Genomic DNA, 17,654 nt, shown 5'->3' with positions numbered 1-17,654 from the left:
GTCATTCTCCTCGCGCAGCTCGTGAACGCTTTGCGCGTGCGGCCAGCGCGCTTTCGTAACCCGTTCGCGCGTCCCGTACAGCATCGCGCTGGGAGACCGCGGGGACTGCAACTTCCCACCAGCAGCCGCCGTCCTTTGACGGCCGGTTGGGATCGGTGTCGATGCAGATGAGATAGCTTCGATCGGTCGCGCGCGCGCGTCGCATCGCGGCGTCGAAATCCTTCTGGCTGGCAACATGCTCTGCGAGAGCGCCCATCGATCTTGCGTGCAGTGCGAAATCGATGATCGGGGCGCCGTCGGGCCCTTGCTGGCAATCGTCAAGCAGGTTGTTAAATGGAGCGCTCCCGCACGCTTGCTGCAACCGGTTGATGCAGGCAAAGCCGCGATTGTCGAGGAGAACGACGATCAGCTTGGCGCCGAGCATCACCGAAGTAGCGAGTTCGCTATTCATCATCAGATAGCTGCCGTCGCCCACCATCACGATGACTTCGCGTTCTGGTCGGGCGAGCTTCACGCCCAGTCCACCGGCGATCTCGTAACCCATGCATGAGTAGCCGTATTCCATGTGATAGCCGCCTGGCGTGCTGGTGCGCCAGAACTTCTCGAGATCCGCCGGGAGTGTTCCGGCCGCGCAGACCACGATGTCGTCGCTGGCAGATCGCTCACTCGACCGTTGGACCGCTCCGATGACGTCGGCTTCGTTGGGAAGACGTCCGTCAAGCCACGTATGAGTGACCAGAGCGACGGTGTCGCGCCAGCGTTGCGCGCGCCGCTGCGCACCGGCCGTCCACGGCGAGGGGGCACGCCACTCTCCCAACGCGGCGCTCAAGGTTTCGAGCGCGGCGCAGGCATCGGCTTCGACCGCGATGCCGTTCTGCTTGATGGCATCGAAAGCGTTCGCGTTGATGCTGATCAGTCTCGCCCCGGCGAATAACGAGTTCGATCCCGTCGTAAAGTCCTGCAGTCGGGTGCCGACACCAACAATGCAATCTGCTTCGGCGGCAGCCTCGTTTGCGGAAGTGGCGCCGGTCACACCGACGCCGCCGAGCAGGAGAGGGTGATCCCACGCAAGCGCGCTTTTTCCGGCCTGCGTCTCGGCAACAGGAATACGATGCCGCTCGGCAAATTGACGCAAGGTATTCGCGGCCCCGCCGTACAGCACGCCACCGCCGGATACGATTAGCGGGCGTTCGGCGTGGCGCAACAAATCGGCCGCACGCTCGATCTCACGAGGTACCGCTTCTGGTGCATGAAACTCGACGACACGCGGCTCGAAGAACCATGCCGGGTAGTCGAATGCCATCGTCTGTACGTCCTGTGGCAGTGCAAGTGTCACGGGGCCACACATCGCGGCGTCGGTGAGTACACGAATGGCACGCGGCAACGCGCTCAGCAACTGAGCCGGGTGGATGATTCGATCGAAGTACCGCGATACGGGCTTGAGCGCGTCGTTGGCCGAGACACCGCCGTCGTGGAAGTCTTCGATTTGCTGCAACACCGGATCCGGCGCTCTCGATACGAAGGTATCTCCAGGAAGAAGCAACACCGGCAACCGGTTGACGTGTGCAAGCGCGGCGGCAGTAACGAGGTTGGTGGCCCCGGGACCGATCGAGGTGGTGACGGCCATCATGCGCCGGCGCATGTGTGCCTTCGCGTAGGCGATGGCGGTGTGCGCCATCGCCTGTTCGTTATGCGCGCGATAAGTCGGCAACGTGTCGCGGTATTGATAGAGCGCTTCCCCGATACCCGCGACGTTGCCGTGACCAAAGATCGCAAAAACCCCGCCGAAGAGCGGTTCCCCCGATTCAGTCCGGAGCGCGCCGAGATAGCGTACGATAGCTTGTGCAACGGTGAGACGAAGCGTCTGGCAATCAGCATTTTCGTCTCGTACTACGGCACGGCGTTCGACGCGATTCATGCTGTACGCTCCTGCGACACCAGGCTTTCGGCATTCGCGCGTGCAGCGCGCCACGCCTCGATCAAGGTCTCGAACGTCTTGCGTACGCGGGCGATCAGCTCGCTATCGTCGATTTCACCTGCGAACCAGGCACGGCTCGGTTCGTTGAAGATCGTCCGACCTACCGTGAAACCGCGACACGTAGCGGACGAGGCTGCTGCCTTGAATCCCTCACACACCTTGTCGATCGGCGCGGACAGACCGAGCAACACGACACCGCGGCAGTAGGGGTCACGCTCTGCGATGAGCCGGTCGATGTCATGCCACTGAGCGCGGCTCATCGATTCAAGCTTCCACCACTCCGGGAAAATGCCAATGTTGTACAAACGGGTGAGGGCCCGGTACACCGTATCGTCCTTGATCGCAGGACCATTTTTAGGGACGATGACTTCGAGCAGCAATTCGTTGCCGCTCTTTTTCACTGCGTCGTAGAGCGCCTGGATCTGGGTCTCTTGCTCGAGCAGCAACTCGGCGGGGTGATCCGGATGATATTGCACAAGGCACTTCGCGATGTGTTCTTGCGGCCAGTCGATCAGCGTTGTTCCAACGGACCTACCGTGGTCGAACGCAAGTGGAACGGAACCTGGCAATTCGACGGGGCGACCGATCCACCAGCCGCGCCCCGTTGCAGCATTCAGGGCGTCCTGGCCATAGCGCCCGTCGATCAGCACGCCGATTCTGCCTTCCAGAGCGAGGTGCTTTTCGGTCTGAGCGGTAGCCTCCACGAAGAGCGCCTTCAATGCGGCAATTCTTGTTTCGTCTGCGCCGTTTTGCCGCGCCATTTCGAGGAATTGCGGCCGATGGTCAAAGGCGAAGCCAAGCACTTCGGTCCATTCCTTGCGGGCCGGCGATACCCGGTGCAGATGCGCGAGTCTGGAGTCGAGATCCGGACGAGTCATTCGAGCAGGCTCTTGCGCTGCCGCTTCAAGAAAGTGCGCCAGTTCCGCGGGGGTCGGCATGGCGGGCGCGCAGCCGTGACGCGACACGACGAGGGCGCCGCATGCGTTTGCCATGCGCGCGCACGCATCAAGGGGTTCGTCACGCAACCAGCCCGAGAGAAAGCCGGACGCGAATGCGTCACCGGCACCAAGCACATTCAAGACCTCGACTCGGACCCCACCGTGAATCGGCGCGTCGTCGATCGACATCGGCACCGCGCCTTCAATGATCTGACAGCCGAGGGGGCCGTGTTTCACGATGAGTGTTGCGTCAGTCACGGCGCGAACGGCAGCGAGCGCCTGTGTCAGATTCTGAGTTGCTCCAGCGATGAGAAACTCTTCCTCGGTCCCGATGACGAGGTCGAACAACGGGAGGATGTCCTGCAGATGCTCGGAAACGCTTTCATTCGCGACGAATCGGGTTTCTCCGTCGGCCTTCCCGGCCAGTCCCCACAGAACCGGTCGATAGTCGATATCGAGGACTGTGCGAACCCCATTGCGGCGTGCGTATTCAAGGGCGCGACGACTTGTGCGATTCACCTGATCTGTCGAGAAATGCGTGCCGGTAATCAACAGGGCCTTTGATGATGCGATAAACGACTCGTCGAAGTCCGATTCGTCGATCGCCATGTCGGCGCAGTTGTCACGGTAGAAGACAAGAGGGAAGGTGTCGCGGTCTTTCAGTCCCAACAGGACTAATGCAGTGAGGCGCTCCGCGTCGATGCGGACATGGCTCACATCACAACCCTCGTTCATCAGCGTCTCGGTCAGGAAACGACCCATGTGATCGTTCCCGACGCGAGACAGCATTGACGAATTAAGTCCGAGACGGGCGCAGCCAAATGCGATGTTCGCTGACGAACCGCCGAGGTACTTGGCAAAGCTCGAGACGTCCTCCAGGCGCGCGCCGACTTGCTGCGCGTAAAGATCGACCGCCAGTCGGCCGAGACACACGACGTCGACGGAGCGTCCAGCAGAAAATCGGCTTTTTTCAATGTTAGGCATACTAAGTTCCATGATTTTATCGATTTCAGGTATCGATCACCCTGTGATCGGATGAGCCGCATTTGGTCAATAAGTTGGAAACGCGGAAAAAGCCGATGGCTAGGAGGCGAGATCTGTCGCCAGGATGCGTCGACGGTGAACGTCGGGAAGCACGGTTGCGTGAGCGATTCCCGTGCTTCGCTCGCGCCTTATGGTCGGCGAGGATCTGGTTGTTGCATGTCTGTCTCTTTTCCTTTTGCTATTCCCGCGACGTCAACCGTTGGATATTGGCTTCGGCGGCCCGGCGACAACGGCCCGGATTATTGAGCGTAGGTCGGGGTCGACCTGCGTTTGACTGAATCCTAACGTCTTCTTCAGAGCGAAAGTGGGCGAGTGTCGACAAAGTGTGCGACATACGCACACTTTCGTGTCACCATGTTTTGAAAGGACGACTTGGTTTCGTCAGACCAGAGATCGGCGATCCCGGCTGAGAGTCGGGTGTGTCGGTTGAACGTGTGGAATTTTTGGGAGCAAATCTTATGAAATCCAGGGTCAAGTCGGAGCAGCCCGCGGGCAGCGAGGACATCACGTCGTCGCCGGTGGGCCTCGACCCACATTCCTATCTCGCTGGCGCGATGGCGCGGTACCGCGATGACCCCGACTTCGTTACCGCATTGGCGCGTGGACTGGCAGTGATTCTCACTTTGTCGGAGAAGCGCAAGCGGATTTCAATCGCTCAAGTCAGCTATCTGACCGGGATACCGCGAGCAGCGGCTCGCCGGAGTCTGTACACCCTGACGAAACTCGGCTTTGCCGCGATGGACGACTCCAAGCATTTCTATCTGCGGCCGCGAATCCTGACGCTGGGACACGCATACCTGTCGACCTCGCCCGTTGCCGTACTGGCTCAGCCCATTCTTGATCAACTCGGAGAATCGTTAGGCCACGGGTGCGCGCTCGCTGTGCTCGATAGCGACGAAATCGTCTATCTGGCGCGTTCGGTCTCTTCCCGCGTGCTTTCTCCGGCGCTGAATGTTGGTCGGCGTCTACCGGCCTTTTGCGCATCGATTGGTCGAACGCTACTCGCGCACTTGCCAGAGCCGGAGTTGGAAAACTACCTTAGAACCAACCGGTTCCAGGCATATAGCAAACATACGGTGACGGATCCGGACGAACTAAAGGTCCTGATTCAAAAGGTCCGTACGGATGGCTATGCATTCACGAGCGAGCAGATTGAGCCGCATCTTTGCTCGATCGCCGTGCCGATACGGGACAGCGCCGGCAATTATGTCGCTGGACTGAATATCATCATCCACGGGAATCTAATCACTGAGAAGGAGGCAGCTGAACGGTATTTCGAACCCCTGCACCAAGCCGCGAGGGTGCTGGGCAACTCCTTGATCCTTTAAGCGACCAGGGAGTGACGTGATTCTCTTCCGCAACGGGGATGATGGCTCCTTTGCAGGAAAGTCGGAGCGATGCCGGCCATCGTATGACCGCTGTCAACCCAAAAGGACCCACGGTTGGTCGACTCAGTGACCGTCCGCTGAGGGTTGGCAAGCGATATCCGCGGAAATCCACGAAGAACCTTTTTGTCGGCCGCCCGCAGGGCGCGGCAGCGTGAAGCCATGCGGCCACCGACCCTCGACCGCAAGACCGCTCTGCTAATATTGTAGAAAATATGCAATATCCGCCGCCGCACCGGCGCCTGCCTGACCGCCATCCTCCGTCCGAACCGCAACATGAACGAGAAACGCCCTGCTCTTGTCTACGCCACGCGCGCCGAAGCCGCAGCGAATGAATTGCGCCGCCGTATCCTGACAGGGGAGTATGTCGACGGCTACCAGCTTCGCCAGGATGCGCTGGCGACCGAGCTCGGCATCAGCCGCATCCCGCTGCGCGAAGCCCTCGTGCAGCTGGAGAGCGAGGGGCTCGTCAAGATCCTGCCCCACAAGGGAGCGATCGTCTCGGAGTTGTCCCCGGAGGACATCACCGAACTGTTCGAGTTGCGCGCGCTGCTCGAACCCGTGCTGCTGAAAAAGTCGGTTCCGAAACTGACCGCCGAGGATTTCGCGCGGCTCGATGCGATCCTCGAGGAATACAGCGCGGTGCTGCACGCGAGCCAGTCCGGACGCTGGGGTGAACTGAACACCGAGCTGCATCATGTGCTGCTGTCGCGCGCCGACCAGCCGAAGACGGCGGCGATCGTCGCGTCGCTGCTGCAGCAGACTGACCGCTACACGCGCGTGCAGCTGTCGTTGTCCGAGGCCGCGCGCGACGTGGCCGAATCCGAACATGCCGAGTTGGTCGCATTGTGCCGCAAGGGCGATGCGCGCACGGCGGCATCGCTGCTCAAGCGTCACATCGAACATGCGGGCGGCGAGTTGAATGCGTTTCTGCGGGATCGGCGTCTGGGTCGTTGAGGGCGTTCACGCGCGCGATCTGATCTGGCGGATATTCCGGCGTTTCGCGCAGCACGTATCCGGTCGAATGGCTCTTGTCCGTTGGGTGCCCGAGTGCACCCCGCTTTTGCAACGTGGCCAGCCAGTGTGCGGTGCTGGCCAGGAAGCTGTATCCGCATGGGATCACCGAACAGACGTTGCACACGATTCAAGGCCGAATCGATAAGAACATCGCTCTGCTACGCTAAAGCCGCCCGGCCCCATTCTCGAATTCACCCGGACTACCCGCCGCCGATTCCCTGCAGCACCTTGCCGGTGCCGCCACACACCACTCACTGCTGTCCTTCCACCATGCCGGTGCCGCGGCACAGGCCGCACAGATCCTCGCCGACGCCCGGCGCATCGGGCGGCCCTTCGTCGCCCGGGTTCAACGGCGTGTCCTGACTCTGTCCCGCCGGCGTTCTGGTCGTCTGCATCGCACACCTCCTGTCGCGTTTCCGATGTCGCGGCAGGCACGCATCACGCGTGCCCGCTGCGGCGACACGCGATGAAACGGGGGTGACGGGCTTCCGGCACCCGCTTTCGGCGCGGGTGGTCGCGGAGGGCGTCGCGGGTGCGGTCGCGCCGCATATGCGGTCCGGCCGGCGCGGGCTCGTGGCGTCGCGGTGCCGTGGTTGCTTCGTAGTCAGTCATCCTATAACTATGGAGATGGAAACGAAAGATAGCGTTCGGCGTCGGGAAAACGACACAACACCGGGTCGATTCAAATGTTGGCCCATTCCCGGAAAACGTTTCGCTGGCTGCCCGTCAAACAGAGAAGGCTTTTCCCCTTATCCCGCCGTCAACCCGCTACAGAGGCACTTATAGGGGTATGCACCAAGTGAGTTAAACGATTAACCGACGTACATTCGCTCCGACACGTCATACAACGTATGACTGCGATTCGGCGAAGGCCCCGCACCGACGCAGGCGGATGCCGCCCGGATTGCCGCCAAACAACGAGCAACCGCAAGGAGACTGAAGATGAAGCACCGATTCACCCGCTCCCGTACCGCACTGGCCGTCGCGCTGATGGCCGGCTTCGCGGTGTCCGCGCAGGCCCGCGTGTTCCGCTCGGCGGACGTGCACGGCGACAGCTTCCCGACCAACATGGCGGTCAAGTACATGGGCGACGAGCTATCGAAGCTGACGGGCGGCAAGGACTCGATCAAGGTGTTCGGCAACAGCGCGCTCGGCTCCGAGAAGGACACGGTCGACCAGGTGCGGATCGGCGCGATCGACATGGCGCGGGTGAACGGCGCGTCGTTCAACGAGATCGTGCCGGAGTCGCTGATCCCGTCGTTCCCGTTCCTGTTCCGCGACGTCGACCATTTCCGCAAGGCGATGTACGGCCCGGCGGGCCAGAAGATCCTCGACGCGTTCGCGGCGAAGGGGATGATCGCGCTGACGTTCTACGAGAGCGGCGCGCGCTCGATCTACGCGAAGCGCCCGGTGCGCACGCCAGCCGACATGAAGGGGCTGAAGGTGCGCGTGCAGCCGTCGGACCTGATGGTCGACGAGATCAAGGCGATGGGCGGCACGCCGACGCCGATGCCGTTCGCCGAGGTCTACACGGGCCTGAAGACGGGCCTCGTCGACGCGGCGGAAAACAACCTGCCGTCGTACGAGGAAACCAAGCACTTCGAGGTGGCGCCCGACTACTCGGAAACGCAGCACGCGATGACGCCGGAAGTGCTGGTGTTCTCGAAGAAGATCTGGGACACGCTGTCGCCGCAGGAACAGGCCGCGATCAGGAAGGCCGCGGCCGATTCGGTGCCGTACTACCAGAAGCTGTGGACCGCGCGCGAGGCATCGGCGCAGCAGACGGTGGCGAAGGGCGGCGCGAAGATCCTGCCGGCCGCGCAGATCGACCGCGCGGCATTCGTGAAGGCGATGCAGCCGCTGTGGGCGAAGTACGAGAAGACGCCGCAGATGAAGCAGATCGTCGACGAGATCGAGGCAACCAAGTGACCCGTCGCACTTCGCTGAATGGCGCCGCGGCCGTGGGTTCGCCCGACGCGGCCGCCGCGGACGGTGCGGCGCCGTGCCGGCCGCATGCGGTGGCGCCGCTGTTGCGCCGTGTGAACGACCTGCTGTTCCGCGCGCTGGCCGTGGTCGCGTCGCTGTGCCTCGCGGCGCTCACGGTGCTGGTGTTCTACGCGGTCGTGATGCGCTACGTGTTCGAGAACGCGCCCGATTTCGTCGAGCCGATCGCGCTGCTGCTGGTGATCGTGATCGCGATGTTCGGCGCGGCGATGAAGGTGCGCGACGGCGGCCACATCGGCCTCGATTCTCTTGTGCGGCGCCTGTCGCCGGGCCCGCGCACTGTGGTGATCGCGATCCAGCACCTGAGCCTGATCGCGTTCGCGATCGCGATCATGATCGGCTGCGGCAGCATGGCCGCCGAGACGATGGGCGACCACATTCCGATCATCGGGCTGCCGGAAGGCGTGCGCTACCTGATCACGATTCCCGCGGCGATCGCCATCATCCTCTTCTCGCTCGAGCACCTGCTCGCGCTTCGTCGTTCTTCGTCGGGACAATAACGCCATGGAACTCGCGATCCTGTCCGTCAGTTTTCTGATATTCCTCGTGCTCGGCGTGCCCGTGTCGTTCGCGCTCGGCATTTCGTGCGTGCTGACCTACATGGTCGAAGGGCTGCCGATCGCGACCGCGATGCAGGCGATGATCTCGGGGATGAACGCGTTCTCGTTCCTCGCGGTGCCGTTCTTCATCTTCTCCGGCGAACTGATGCTGCATGGCGGCATCGCGGACCGGATCCTGCGTTTCGCGCAGGCGACCGTCGGACACTTCCGCGGCGGCCTCGGGATGGCCAACGTCGTCGCGTGCACGCTGTTCGGCGGCGTGTCGGGTTCGCCGACGGCCGATACGTCGGCGATGGGCGGCGTGGTGATTCCGCTGATGAAGCGCGAAGGCTACAGCGCGGCTTACGCGGTCAACGTGACGACCCATGCGTCGCTCGCCGGCGCGCTGATGCCGACGTCGACCAACATGATCATCTATGCGTTCGCCGCGCAGGGGATCACCGGGATGCTGCACGGCCAGCAGGTGAGCGGCGTGTCGATCGGCGACCTGCTGTTCTCCGGCCTCTTGCCGGTGCTGTGGGTGATGGGCTTCGTGCTCGCCGCCGCGTACTGGCAGGCCGTGCGTCACGGCTATCCGCGCCGTGAAGACGGTTCGTCCGCGCTGCCGTCGTTTCCGGGCTGGTATGCGGTGCTGCGCAGCTTCGTCGGCGCGGTGCCGGGCCTGATGGTGATCGCGATCATCCTCGTGTGCGTCGCGAAGGGGATTGCGACCGCGACCGAAGCCGCCGCGATCGCCGTCGTGTACTCGCTCGTGCTGACCGCGGTCGTCTACCGGACGCTGACGGCCGAGAAGCTGCGTCGTGCACTGTCGCATGCGGCGCGCACGACGGGCGTCGTGCTGCTGCTGATCGCCGTGTCCAACATGCTGCGCTTCCAGATGTCGTACCTGGAGATTCCGGATGCGATCGAAGGGCTGCTGAAGCAGTCGACCGCCGCGCCGTGGCTGATGCTGCTGTACATCAACATCATCCAGGTGTTCCTCGGCACGTTCGTCGACATGGCCGCGCACATCCTGATCACGACGCCGCTGTTCCTGCCGATCGCGATGGCGTGCGGCGTCGGGCCGGTGCAGTTCGGGATCATGCTGCTGCTGAACTGCTCGCTCGGCCTCGTGCACCCGCCAATCGGATCGGTGCAGTTCGTCGGCTGCGCGATCGGCAACGTGTCGATCGGCGAGACGACGAAGATGGCGTGGCCGTACTACCTCGCGATCTTCAGTGCGATCAACATCGTCACGTACATGCCGTTCTTCTCCACCTGGCTGCCGAGCCTGATCAGCGGGCACGCGGTGTTCTGAGCGCGTGTTTCGCCCGTCGCGGCGCCGGACGACCGAGGTTGTCCGGCGCCGCGGTCACGTCAACGGTTTCCCTCACGCACAGCGAACCTACATGAACAAGAAGACAGCATGGCGCGCCGTCGCGGCCGCCGCATTCGCGCTGACCGCATCGCTCGCGCATGCCGCGACGTATGCGTACGTATCGAACAGCGACAGCCGCGACATCTCGGTGTTCGGCGTCGACACGTCGACCGGCGCGCTGCGCGCGATCGAAACCGTGCCGGTCGACGGCACCGTGATGCCGATGGCGGTGTCGCCCGATCATCGTCGGCTGTATGCGGCGCTGCGCTCGACGCCGTATCGCGTCGTCAGCTTCGCGATCAATCCGCTCGACGGGCGGCTGATCGAGCTGGGCCGCGCACCGCTCGCGGACAGCATGGCCTATGTGTCGACCGATGCGTCGGGCCGCTACCTGTTCTCCGCGTCGTACGGCGGCAACCTGCTCGCGGTCAACCGGATCGGCGGGAACGGCGTGGCCGGCGACGTGCAGCAGACGGTGAAGACGGGCCCGATGGCGCATGCGATCCGCCAGTCGCCGGATGGCCGCTACGCGTTCGCGTCGGTGCTCGGCGCCGATGCGTGGCTGCGTCTGCCGTTCGATGCATCGACGGGCAAGCTCACCGACACGGGCGAGCCCGCCTACCGGCTGCCGGAGAAGTCGGGGCCGCGCCATTTCGTGTTTTCATCGAACGGGCGGTTCGCGTACCTGATCGACGAACTCGACGGCAAGCTGCACGTGCTTGCGCTGTCGCATGGCGGTGCCGATGCGCGGCCGATCCAGACCGTGTCGATCCTGCCGCCGGATTTCCATGGCGACAAGCCGTGGGGCGCGGACCTGCACCTGACGCCGGACGGCAAATTCCTCTACGCGTCGGAGCGCACGTCGAGCACGCTCGCGGCATACCGGGTCGACGCGGCGTCGGGCAGGCTCGCACGGATCGGCACGTTCGCGACCGAGCGGCAGCCGCGCGGTTTCGCGATCGATCCGTCGGGCCAGTACCTGCTCGCGGCGGGCCAGCAGTCGCCGACGCTTGCCGTGTACCGGATCGACCGCGATAACGGACACCTCGACGAAATCGGCAAGTATCCGGTCGGCAAGGGCGCGAACTGGGTCGAGATCGTCACGTACGACGGGACGAACTGATCGGCTTGCGACGAAGCGGGCGGCGTCGGGCGCGTGCCCCGCGTGCCGTCCGTTTCGCGTTCGGCGCGTGCGGGCGATGCAAGGCCGCGCATCGACGGTGCGCCCGATCGACTCAAGTTGGCGAAATCGCTGTCGTTAACCGACAAGGGACAACTTCAAGAGTCGATTCACCATGCGCGATCTGAAGGTAAAAAACAGCTTGCTCGCCGTGCTGGCCGCGTTCGCCGCGATGATCATCGTCGGCGGCATCGTCGGGATCGTTGCGCTCGGCAGCGCGAACACGAATGCGAAGCGCCTGCACGACATCGCGACGCAGACGTCGCTCGTCAACGACGCGTACAAGGACAGCACCCGTACCCGCTCGGCACTCGTGCGCGCGTACTCGGCGCTGAAGGAACACAACGACCCGGCACAGCGCGACTCGGCATTGCAAAGCGCGCAGCGCACGTTCGACCTGTCCGCGAAGGAAACGCAGGCGTTCAAGGCGGCCGCGCCGATCGGCAGCCTCGGTGCCGACCTGAAGCAGGCGCTGGTCGAATCGTCGACGCATCTCGCGAGCGTCCTCGCCCGCGCGACCGACGCGCTGCGCAACGGCGACACCGCCGCGTATGCCGAGATCAACGACAAGGAAATCACGCTCGCCGGCCAGGTGTATTCGGCAAACGTCGAGAAATTCCAGCGCACGGCGAACAAGCTGGCGGAAGACACGATCGACGACGACAACGCCGCCTACACGCGCATCATCGCGATGGTCGGCATCGGTGTCGCGCTGGCGCTCGCGCTGATCGTCGCGACGCACTTCGCGCTGCGCGCGATCGTGTCGCGGCCGCTCGCGAGCGCGGCGGCGCTGCTCGACCGCATCGCGTCGAACGACCTGACCGTCACGGTGCCCGATGCCGGCCGTAACGAAATCGGTCAGTTGTTCTCGGCGATGAAGCGGATGCAGGTGGGCCTTGCGACGACCGTCACCGGCATGCGCGACAGCAGCGACGCGATCCACACGGCCGCGCGCGAGATCGCGGCAGGCAACCACGACCTGTCGAGCCGCACCGAGCAGCAGTCGGCGTCGCTCGAGGAAACGGCCGCGAGCATGGAGCAGCTGACGTCGACGGTGCGCCAGAACGCGGACAACGCGCAGCAGGCGAGCACGCTCGCGGCGAGCGCGGTGGACCTCGCGCAGCACGGCGGCGAACTGGTCGGCCGCGCCGTCGACATGATGGGCGTGATCAACACGAGCTCGCAGAAGATCGCGGAGATCACCGGGATGATCGACGGCATTGCTTTTCAAACCAACATTCTCGCGCTCAACGCGGCGGTGGAATCGGCGCGTGCGGGCGAGCACGGGCGCGGTTTCGCGGTTGTCGCGGGCGAGGTGCGCACGCTCGCGCAACGCAGCGCGAGCGCCGCGCGCGAGATCCGGCAACTGATCGGCGCGTCGATCGACGACGTGCGCGACGGCAACGCGCTCGTGACGCAGGCAGGGCAGGCAATGGGCGAGATCGTGTCGTCGGTGCGCCGCGTGGCGACGATCATGACCGAGATCACGACGGCCACCGTCGAACAGAGCGCGGGCATCGACCAGGTCGGCCAGGCGGTCACGCAGATGGACCAGATGACGCAGCAGAACGCGGCGCTCGTCGAGCAGGCCAGTGCGGCCGCGACGGCGCTCGAGCAGCAGGCCGGCTCGATGCAGGCCGCGATGTCGGTCTTCCGGGTTGCGCGGGCGGGGTGAACCGGGCGGCACACCGGGCCCATTGATGAAATCGGTCGATTACCGGGCGACGACGAAGCGAACCGGCGCACTGTGTCGCGAATCGGGCGGCGATTTGTCGTTCGCGCCGTAGCACACCTGTGCGATGATTCGCGGCGCGCGTTTTTCGCACCGCGCCACTGACCCAGCGCCCGCTTGCGGGCGGCTGCCGATCGTCGTCATACCCGGAGGCCCGATGCCCACTCGAATCGTTCATGGCAATACGCTGCACTACCAGGATCACGGCACCGGATTTCCGGTGCTCCTGGGGCACAGCTACCTGTGGGACTCGGCGATGTGGGCGCCGCAGATCGACGCGCTATCGAGCCGCTATCGCGTGATCGTGCCGGACCTGTGGGGGCATGGCGCGTCCGGCCCGATGCCGGACGGCACGCAGACGCTCGACGATCTCGCGGCGCACGCGAGCGCGTTGCTCGATGCGCTGGCGATCGAGCAGTGCGCGGTCGTGGGGCTCAGCGTCGGCGGGATGTGGGGCGCGCGGCTCGCGTTGCGCGAACCGCGGCGCGTGCGCTCGCTCGTGCTGATGGATGCGTCGCTCGAGGCCGAACCCGAAGCGACGCGGCTGCGCTACTTCGGGATGCTCGATGCGATCGCCGCCGCCGGCTGCATCGTGCCGCCGCTGCTCGATGCGATCGTGCCGCTGTTCTTCCGGCCGGACGTGAACCTGGCCGACCCGGTGCCGACCGCCTTTCGCGCCGCGCTCGCGAACCTGCCGGCCGACCGGCTGCGGGAATCGATCGTCCCGCTCGGCCGGCTGATCTTCGGGCGGCCGGATACGCTCGCCGCGCTCGCGGAACTGGATGCAGAACGCACGCTGCTGATGTGCGGCGCGGGCGACATGGCGCGCCCGCCGTCGGAGACGGTGAAGATGGCGAGCGTGATCGGCTGCCGCCATGCGCTGGTGCCGGACGCCGGCCATATCTCGAACCTGGAGAATCCCGCGTTCGTCACGCGGATGCTGCTCGACTGGTTCGGCGAGCAGCAGCTCGCGGCGGGCTGAACGCCACGCGCGATGCCGGCGGCGGGCGCCGCGCGGCGTCGCGTGACGATGCAACGGCTGGCGTTGCATCGTGACTGCGTTACGCGCGTTCGCCGATCGGCGTGAACTTGCGGTCGCGCACGCGGCCTTCGTCGGCGCCGCGGCGAATCAGGTCCTGCGCCTCCGCACGGCTCGCGACACACGGCGCGGAGCCGGGCAGCGGCCGCCGTGCGGTCTCGCGCAGCGCGAGCACCGACACGATGCCGATGAACGATGCACCCATCAGGTAGTAGGCCGGCATCATCAGGTCGCCGGTGCGATCGACGAGCCACGCGGTGACGAGCGGCGTCGTGCCGCCGAACATCGACACGGACACGTTGAAGCCGATCGCGAGCGCGCCGTAGCGGATCCGCGTCGGGAACAGCGCGGGCAGCGCCGACGGCATCACGCCGGTGAAGGTCGACAGCAGCGTGCCGTAGATCAGCATCCCGCCGAACACGGGCAGCGTCCCGCCGACGCGGATCAGCAGCAAGGCCGGCACCGACAGCACGAGCAGCCCGACGCAGCCGAACATCATCACCGGCTTGCGGCCGACCTTGTCCGACAGATGCCCTGCGTAGAGCGTCATCGGCATCATCAGCACCATCACGAGCAGCACCATGAAGAGCCCGTGCGTCTCGTTGAAGTGCAGCGTCGCCGACAGGTAGTTCGGCAGGTACGACAGCGCCATGTAGTCGGTCACGTTGAAGATCAGCACGAGGCCGACGCACTGGAGCAGCGGCCTCCACTGTTCGACGAGCAGCGTGCCGAACGACTGCTTCGGGCGCGATCGTTCGTCCGCTTCGCGCGCTTCGGCTTCCTTCTTGAACGCGGGCGTCTCCTCGAGCTTGAGCCGCACGTACAGGCCGATCAGGCCGAGCGGACCGGCGACGAAGAACGGCACGCGCCAGCCCCACGACAGCAGCGCTTCCTGCGACAGCGTCGCCGTCAGGATCGCGACGGTGGCCGCGCCGAGCGTGTAGCCGATGAGCGTGCCGAATTCGAGGAAGCTGCCCATGAAACCGCGGCGCTTGTCGGTCGAGAACTCGGCGATGAAGGTGGCGGCGCCGCCGTATTCGCCGCCGGTCGAGAAGCCCTGCACCAGGCGGGCGACGAGCAGCAGAATGGGCGCCATGATGCCGATCGACGCGTAGTCGGGGATCAGGCCGATCGCGAAGGTGCCGACGGCCATCATGATCATCGTGGCGGCGAGCACGCGCTGGCGCCCGATGCGGTCGCCGAGCGGGCCGAACACCATGCCGCCGAGCGGGCGCACGAGGAACGCGGCGGCGAAGGTGCCGAAGGTCGCGAGCAGCTGGGCGGACGGGTTGCTGGACGGGAAGAACACCTTGCCGAGCGTGACGGCGATGTAGCTGTAGACGCCGAAGTCGAACCATTCCATCGCATTGCCGAACGCCATGGCCCCGACTGCGCGCTTGAGGACGGCAGGGTCGACGATCGTAATGTCATCCAGCTTGATGGCCTTGCGCGAAGACCGGGCTTTCGCGGGGTGCGCTTGCGATGAACTCAATGAACGCTCCTGGAAGGGCCTTCGCGGCCGATCGAACGGACGCGCGGGGGCTGGCGCGGGATCGTCGGGGGAAGAAGGCGGTTGTCTCTGGATCGCCGTGATGTCGGTGGCGCGGCGCGCGGCACGCGACACCCGGCAAGGGTGTGTTGGTGTGAAGCAGTGTAGAGAAACGGGGGTCGTGGACTATCGGTCATGCGCCCGGAAAACGGTCGTAAACGACACGGATGGCGCTGCCGGGCAACTCGTCACGTCATACGCCGGGCAGGCGTTCGGCGGTCCGCGCCGCACCGATTGTAGTCTATACCGCGCTTGCGACGAGCATGCATCCAGCACGTTGCGGATCGTGCGGGCATGAGGCGGGCGATGCGTCGCGCACGGACTCGCACGCGATGGAAAGGGCGCCGAATCCGGACGCATCCCTGCGTGCCGAAATCGGCGCAATATCATTCGGACTGCGAATTCATGATGGTGGCGATTCGGCACCGAAACCGCCGCCCGCGCATCAGAACATGTGGTGGATCCCGATGTTCGCGCCGACGGTCGTGCCGGTGACCGCGTAAAGCGCGTTGTTGATCCCGAGCCCGGTGTTCATCGCACCGTGGTTGTTGACCATCGCGACCTGCGCGTACAGCGCGGTCGCCTTCGACAGGCTGTAGGTCGTGCCGACGGCCGCGAGCAGCGAGTGATTGGCCGTGTCGTTGCGATCGCTGGTGAACCAGACGCCGCCGTTCAGGTCGACGGCCGGCGTCGCCTGGTAGTCGAGGCCGCCACCGTACACGTTGTTGCTGAACGATCCGCCGACCTTGTAGCTCGCGAACGACGCCTTCGCGGTGACCGGGCCGAACCGGTACGCGGCGCCGATCGTGCGCCCGACGAACGCGACGGTGCTCGGCGTCGGCGTCGGGTTGGTGCCGTCGTTGCCGTCGTAGAACGCGGCGTCGATCATGAAGCCGCCACGCTCGTACTTGAGGCTCGCCGAATACTGGCGGCCGGCCTGGAAGTCGCCGGCCTTGCCGCCGAACGCGAACATCGCGCTGCCGGTGAGGCCGGCGATCGTCGGGCTGGTGTACGACACGGCGTTCGGGTTGAACAGGCCCGTCACGAGCACGTTGTCGACGTAGTTGATCAGCCCGCTGCCGAAGTGCGAGAAGCTGCGCGGATCCGAATCGAAGATCGCGAGCAGGAACGGCGAGTACTGCACGCCGGCCTTGACCGTGCCGAACCCGCCGTCGAGCCCGACCCATGCCTGGCGGCCGAAGAAGTTGCCGTTCGAATGGGCGAACGCGCCGTTGGTGACGGCAAAGCCGCTTTCGAGCTGGAATTTCGCCTTGAGGCCGCCGCCGAGATCCTCGGTGCCGGTCATTCCGAACGTCGTCGGCGTCATGCCGGTGTCGGTCATCGCGAACTGATGGCCGGCGTTCGCGCCGGTGGCGGCGTCGAGCGTCTTGCTCGTATACAGCAACGCGGCGTCGAGGTTGCCGTACAGCGTCACGCTGCTTTGCGCGAAGGCGCCGGTACTGGCCAGCGCGCTTGCCAGCGCGGCGCAACCGATCACGATTCTGCTTTTCATTGTGGGTGTCTCCAGTGTTGTTGTACGTCGATGCATCGAACAGGGGATGCGACGGACGCCCACGTAGCGGTGTCCGTCGCGCAGGCCGCGCACGCAGGGTGGGGCGCGGCGGGACGCACGTGCGCGGCCGGGTGGCGGCCGCGCGCGACGCGTTCATGGCCGGGATGGGCGCCGGAACGCGCGTGCGTCGAGGATGTGGGGTGGGGCCGGCCGGTGCCGGCCTCGTCATTCAGAGCGACTGGCCAAGCTGGTCGAGGATCGCCGGGTTTTCGAGCGTGGATGTGTCCTGCGTGATCGCCTCGCCCTTCGCGAGCGAGCGCAACAGGCGCCGCATGATCTTGCCCGAGCGCGTCTTCGG

At 64.9% G+C, this 17,654-nt stretch carries 13 protein-coding genes; 8 read left to right on the top strand and 5 right to left on the bottom strand.

Features of this window, described 5'->3' with window-relative positions; genetic code table 11:
- Position 1 precedes the first annotated feature (1 nt).
- Both iolD and iolC read right to left on the bottom strand, forming a co-directional pair.
- Positions 2–1,918 (bottom strand): 3D-(3,5/4)-trihydroxycyclohexane-1,2-dione acylhydrolase (decyclizing), encoded by a 1,917-nt coding sequence (iolD, locus tag DIE23_RS17985; RefSeq protein WP_124613366.1) that lies wholly within the window; start codon positions 1,916–1,918, stop codon positions 2–4.
- The gene (gene iolC / locus DIE23_RS17980) at positions 1,915–3,912 is read right to left on the bottom strand and encodes a bifunctional 5-dehydro-2-deoxygluconokinase/5-dehydro-2-deoxyphosphogluconate aldolase (protein WP_124613365.1); all 1,998 of its coding nucleotides are present in this window, start codon (positions 3,910–3,912) and stop codon (positions 1,915–1,917) included. The genes iolD and iolC overlap by 4 nt, the downstream gene beginning before the upstream one ends.
- Positions 3,913–4,418: 506 nt before the next feature.
- On the opposite strand from iolC, the gene DIE23_RS17975 reads away from it, so the two are divergent.
- Both DIE23_RS17975 and DIE23_RS17970 read left to right on the top strand, forming a co-directional pair.
- A complete protein-coding gene (locus DIE23_RS17975; protein ID WP_124613364.1) occupies positions 4,419–5,288 on the top strand; it encodes an IclR family transcriptional regulator C-terminal domain-containing protein in 870 nt (289 codons plus the stop codon).
- A 333-nt stretch (positions 5,289–5,621) separates the two neighbouring features.
- Positions 5,622–6,302 carry a GntR family transcriptional regulator gene (locus tag DIE23_RS17970; protein WP_124613363.1) on the top strand — a complete coding sequence of 227 codons (681 nt, stop codon included), beginning with the start codon at positions 5,622–5,624 and terminating at the stop codon, positions 6,300–6,302.
- Between the two features lie 311 nt (positions 6,303–6,613).
- On the opposite strand, the gene DIE23_RS39585 is transcribed toward DIE23_RS17970, so the two are convergent.
- Positions 6,614–6,757, bottom strand: coding sequence for a hypothetical protein (locus tag DIE23_RS39585; RefSeq protein WP_185646482.1), 144 nt, complete (start codon positions 6,755–6,757; stop codon positions 6,614–6,616).
- Positions 6,758–7,304: 547 nt separating this feature from the next.
- On the opposite strand from DIE23_RS39585, the gene DIE23_RS17965 reads away from it, so the two are divergent.
- The 6 genes from DIE23_RS17965 (at position 7,305) to DIE23_RS17940 (ending at position 14,177) form a co-directional block, all read left to right on the top strand.
- Positions 7,305–8,291, top strand: coding sequence for a TRAP transporter substrate-binding protein (locus DIE23_RS17965; RefSeq protein ID WP_124613362.1), 987 nt, complete (start codon positions 7,305–7,307; stop codon positions 8,289–8,291).
- Positions 8,288–8,866: a TRAP transporter small permease gene (locus tag DIE23_RS17960; RefSeq protein ID WP_124613361.1), complete on the top strand. Its 579-nt coding sequence runs from the start codon at positions 8,288–8,290 to the stop codon at positions 8,864–8,866. The genes DIE23_RS17965 and DIE23_RS17960 overlap by 4 nt, the downstream gene beginning before the upstream one ends.
- 4 nt (positions 8,867–8,870) lie before the next feature.
- A complete protein-coding gene (locus DIE23_RS17955; RefSeq protein ID WP_124613360.1) occupies positions 8,871–10,223 on the top strand; it encodes a TRAP transporter large permease in 1,353 nt (450 codons plus the stop codon).
- 91 nt (positions 10,224–10,314) lie between these two features.
- The gene (locus DIE23_RS17950; RefSeq protein ID WP_124613359.1) at positions 10,315–11,406 is read left to right on the top strand and encodes a beta-propeller fold lactonase family protein; all 1,092 of its coding nucleotides are present in this window, start codon (positions 10,315–10,317) and stop codon (positions 11,404–11,406) included.
- A gap of 172 nt (positions 11,407–11,578) precedes the next feature.
- Positions 11,579–13,138: a methyl-accepting chemotaxis protein gene (locus DIE23_RS17945; RefSeq protein WP_124613358.1), complete on the top strand. Its 1,560-nt coding sequence runs from the start codon at positions 11,579–11,581 to the stop codon at positions 13,136–13,138.
- A 214-nt stretch (positions 13,139–13,352) separates the two neighbouring features.
- On the top strand, positions 13,353–14,177 hold the full coding sequence (locus DIE23_RS17940) for an alpha/beta fold hydrolase (protein WP_124613357.1): 825 nt from the start codon (positions 13,353–13,355) through the stop codon (positions 14,175–14,177).
- 79 nt (positions 14,178–14,256) lie between these two features.
- Here the strand turns inward: DIE23_RS17940 and proP are convergent, their stop codons facing one another.
- Complete coding sequence (gene proP / locus DIE23_RS17935; protein ID WP_124613356.1) at positions 14,257–15,726, bottom strand: glycine betaine/L-proline transporter ProP; 1,470 nt, start codon at positions 15,724–15,726, stop codon at positions 14,257–14,259.
- A gap of 502 nt (positions 15,727–16,228) precedes the next feature.
- Positions 16,229–17,296, bottom strand: a complete 1,068-nt coding sequence (locus DIE23_RS17930; protein ID WP_124613355.1) for a porin — start codon at positions 17,294–17,296, stop codon at positions 16,229–16,231.
- Positions 17,297–17,654 lie beyond the last annotated feature (358 nt).

The organism is Burkholderia sp. Bp9143, from assembly GCF_003853645.1.
GTDB lineage: Bacteria > Pseudomonadota > Gammaproteobacteria > Burkholderiales > Burkholderiaceae > Burkholderia.
This window is presented reverse-complemented; position numbering and strand designations above follow the sequence as displayed.

What these genes read in the sequence shown, in the direction of transcription:
- DIE23_RS17950 (WP_124613359.1), top strand. Translation starts at nt 10,315, where the DNA reads ATGAACAAGAAGACAGCATGGCGCGCCGTCGCGGCCGCCGCATTCGCG.
- DIE23_RS17945 (WP_124613358.1), top strand. Translation starts at nt 11,579, where the DNA reads ATGCGCGATCTGAAGGTAAAAAACAGCTTGCTCGCCGTGCTGGCCGCG.
- DIE23_RS39585 (WP_185646482.1), bottom strand. Translation starts at nt 6,757, where the DNA reads ATGCAGACGACCAGAACGCCGGCGGGACAGAGTCAGGACACGCCGTTG.
- DIE23_RS17955 (WP_124613360.1), top strand. Translation starts at nt 8,871, where the DNA reads ATGGAACTCGCGATCCTGTCCGTCAGTTTTCTGATATTCCTCGTGCTC.
- iolC (WP_124613365.1), bottom strand. Translation starts at nt 3,912, where the DNA reads ATGGAACTTAGTATGCCTAACATTGAAAAAAGCCGATTTTCTGCTGGA.
- DIE23_RS17970 (WP_124613363.1), top strand. Translation starts at nt 5,622, where the DNA reads ATGAACGAGAAACGCCCTGCTCTTGTCTACGCCACGCGCGCCGAAGCC.
- DIE23_RS17940 (WP_124613357.1), top strand. Translation starts at nt 13,353, where the DNA reads ATGCCCACTCGAATCGTTCATGGCAATACGCTGCACTACCAGGATCAC.
- DIE23_RS17930 (WP_124613355.1), bottom strand. Translation starts at nt 17,296, where the DNA reads ATGAAAAGCAGAATCGTGATCGGTTGCGCCGCGCTGGCAAGCGCGCTG.
- iolD (WP_124613366.1), bottom strand. Translation starts at nt 1,918, where the DNA reads ATGAATCGCGTCGAACGCCGTGCCGTAGTACGAGACGAAAATGCTGAT.
- DIE23_RS17965 (WP_124613362.1), top strand. Translation starts at nt 7,305, where the DNA reads ATGAAGCACCGATTCACCCGCTCCCGTACCGCACTGGCCGTCGCGCTG.
- DIE23_RS17975 (WP_124613364.1), top strand. Translation starts at nt 4,419, where the DNA reads ATGAAATCCAGGGTCAAGTCGGAGCAGCCCGCGGGCAGCGAGGACATC.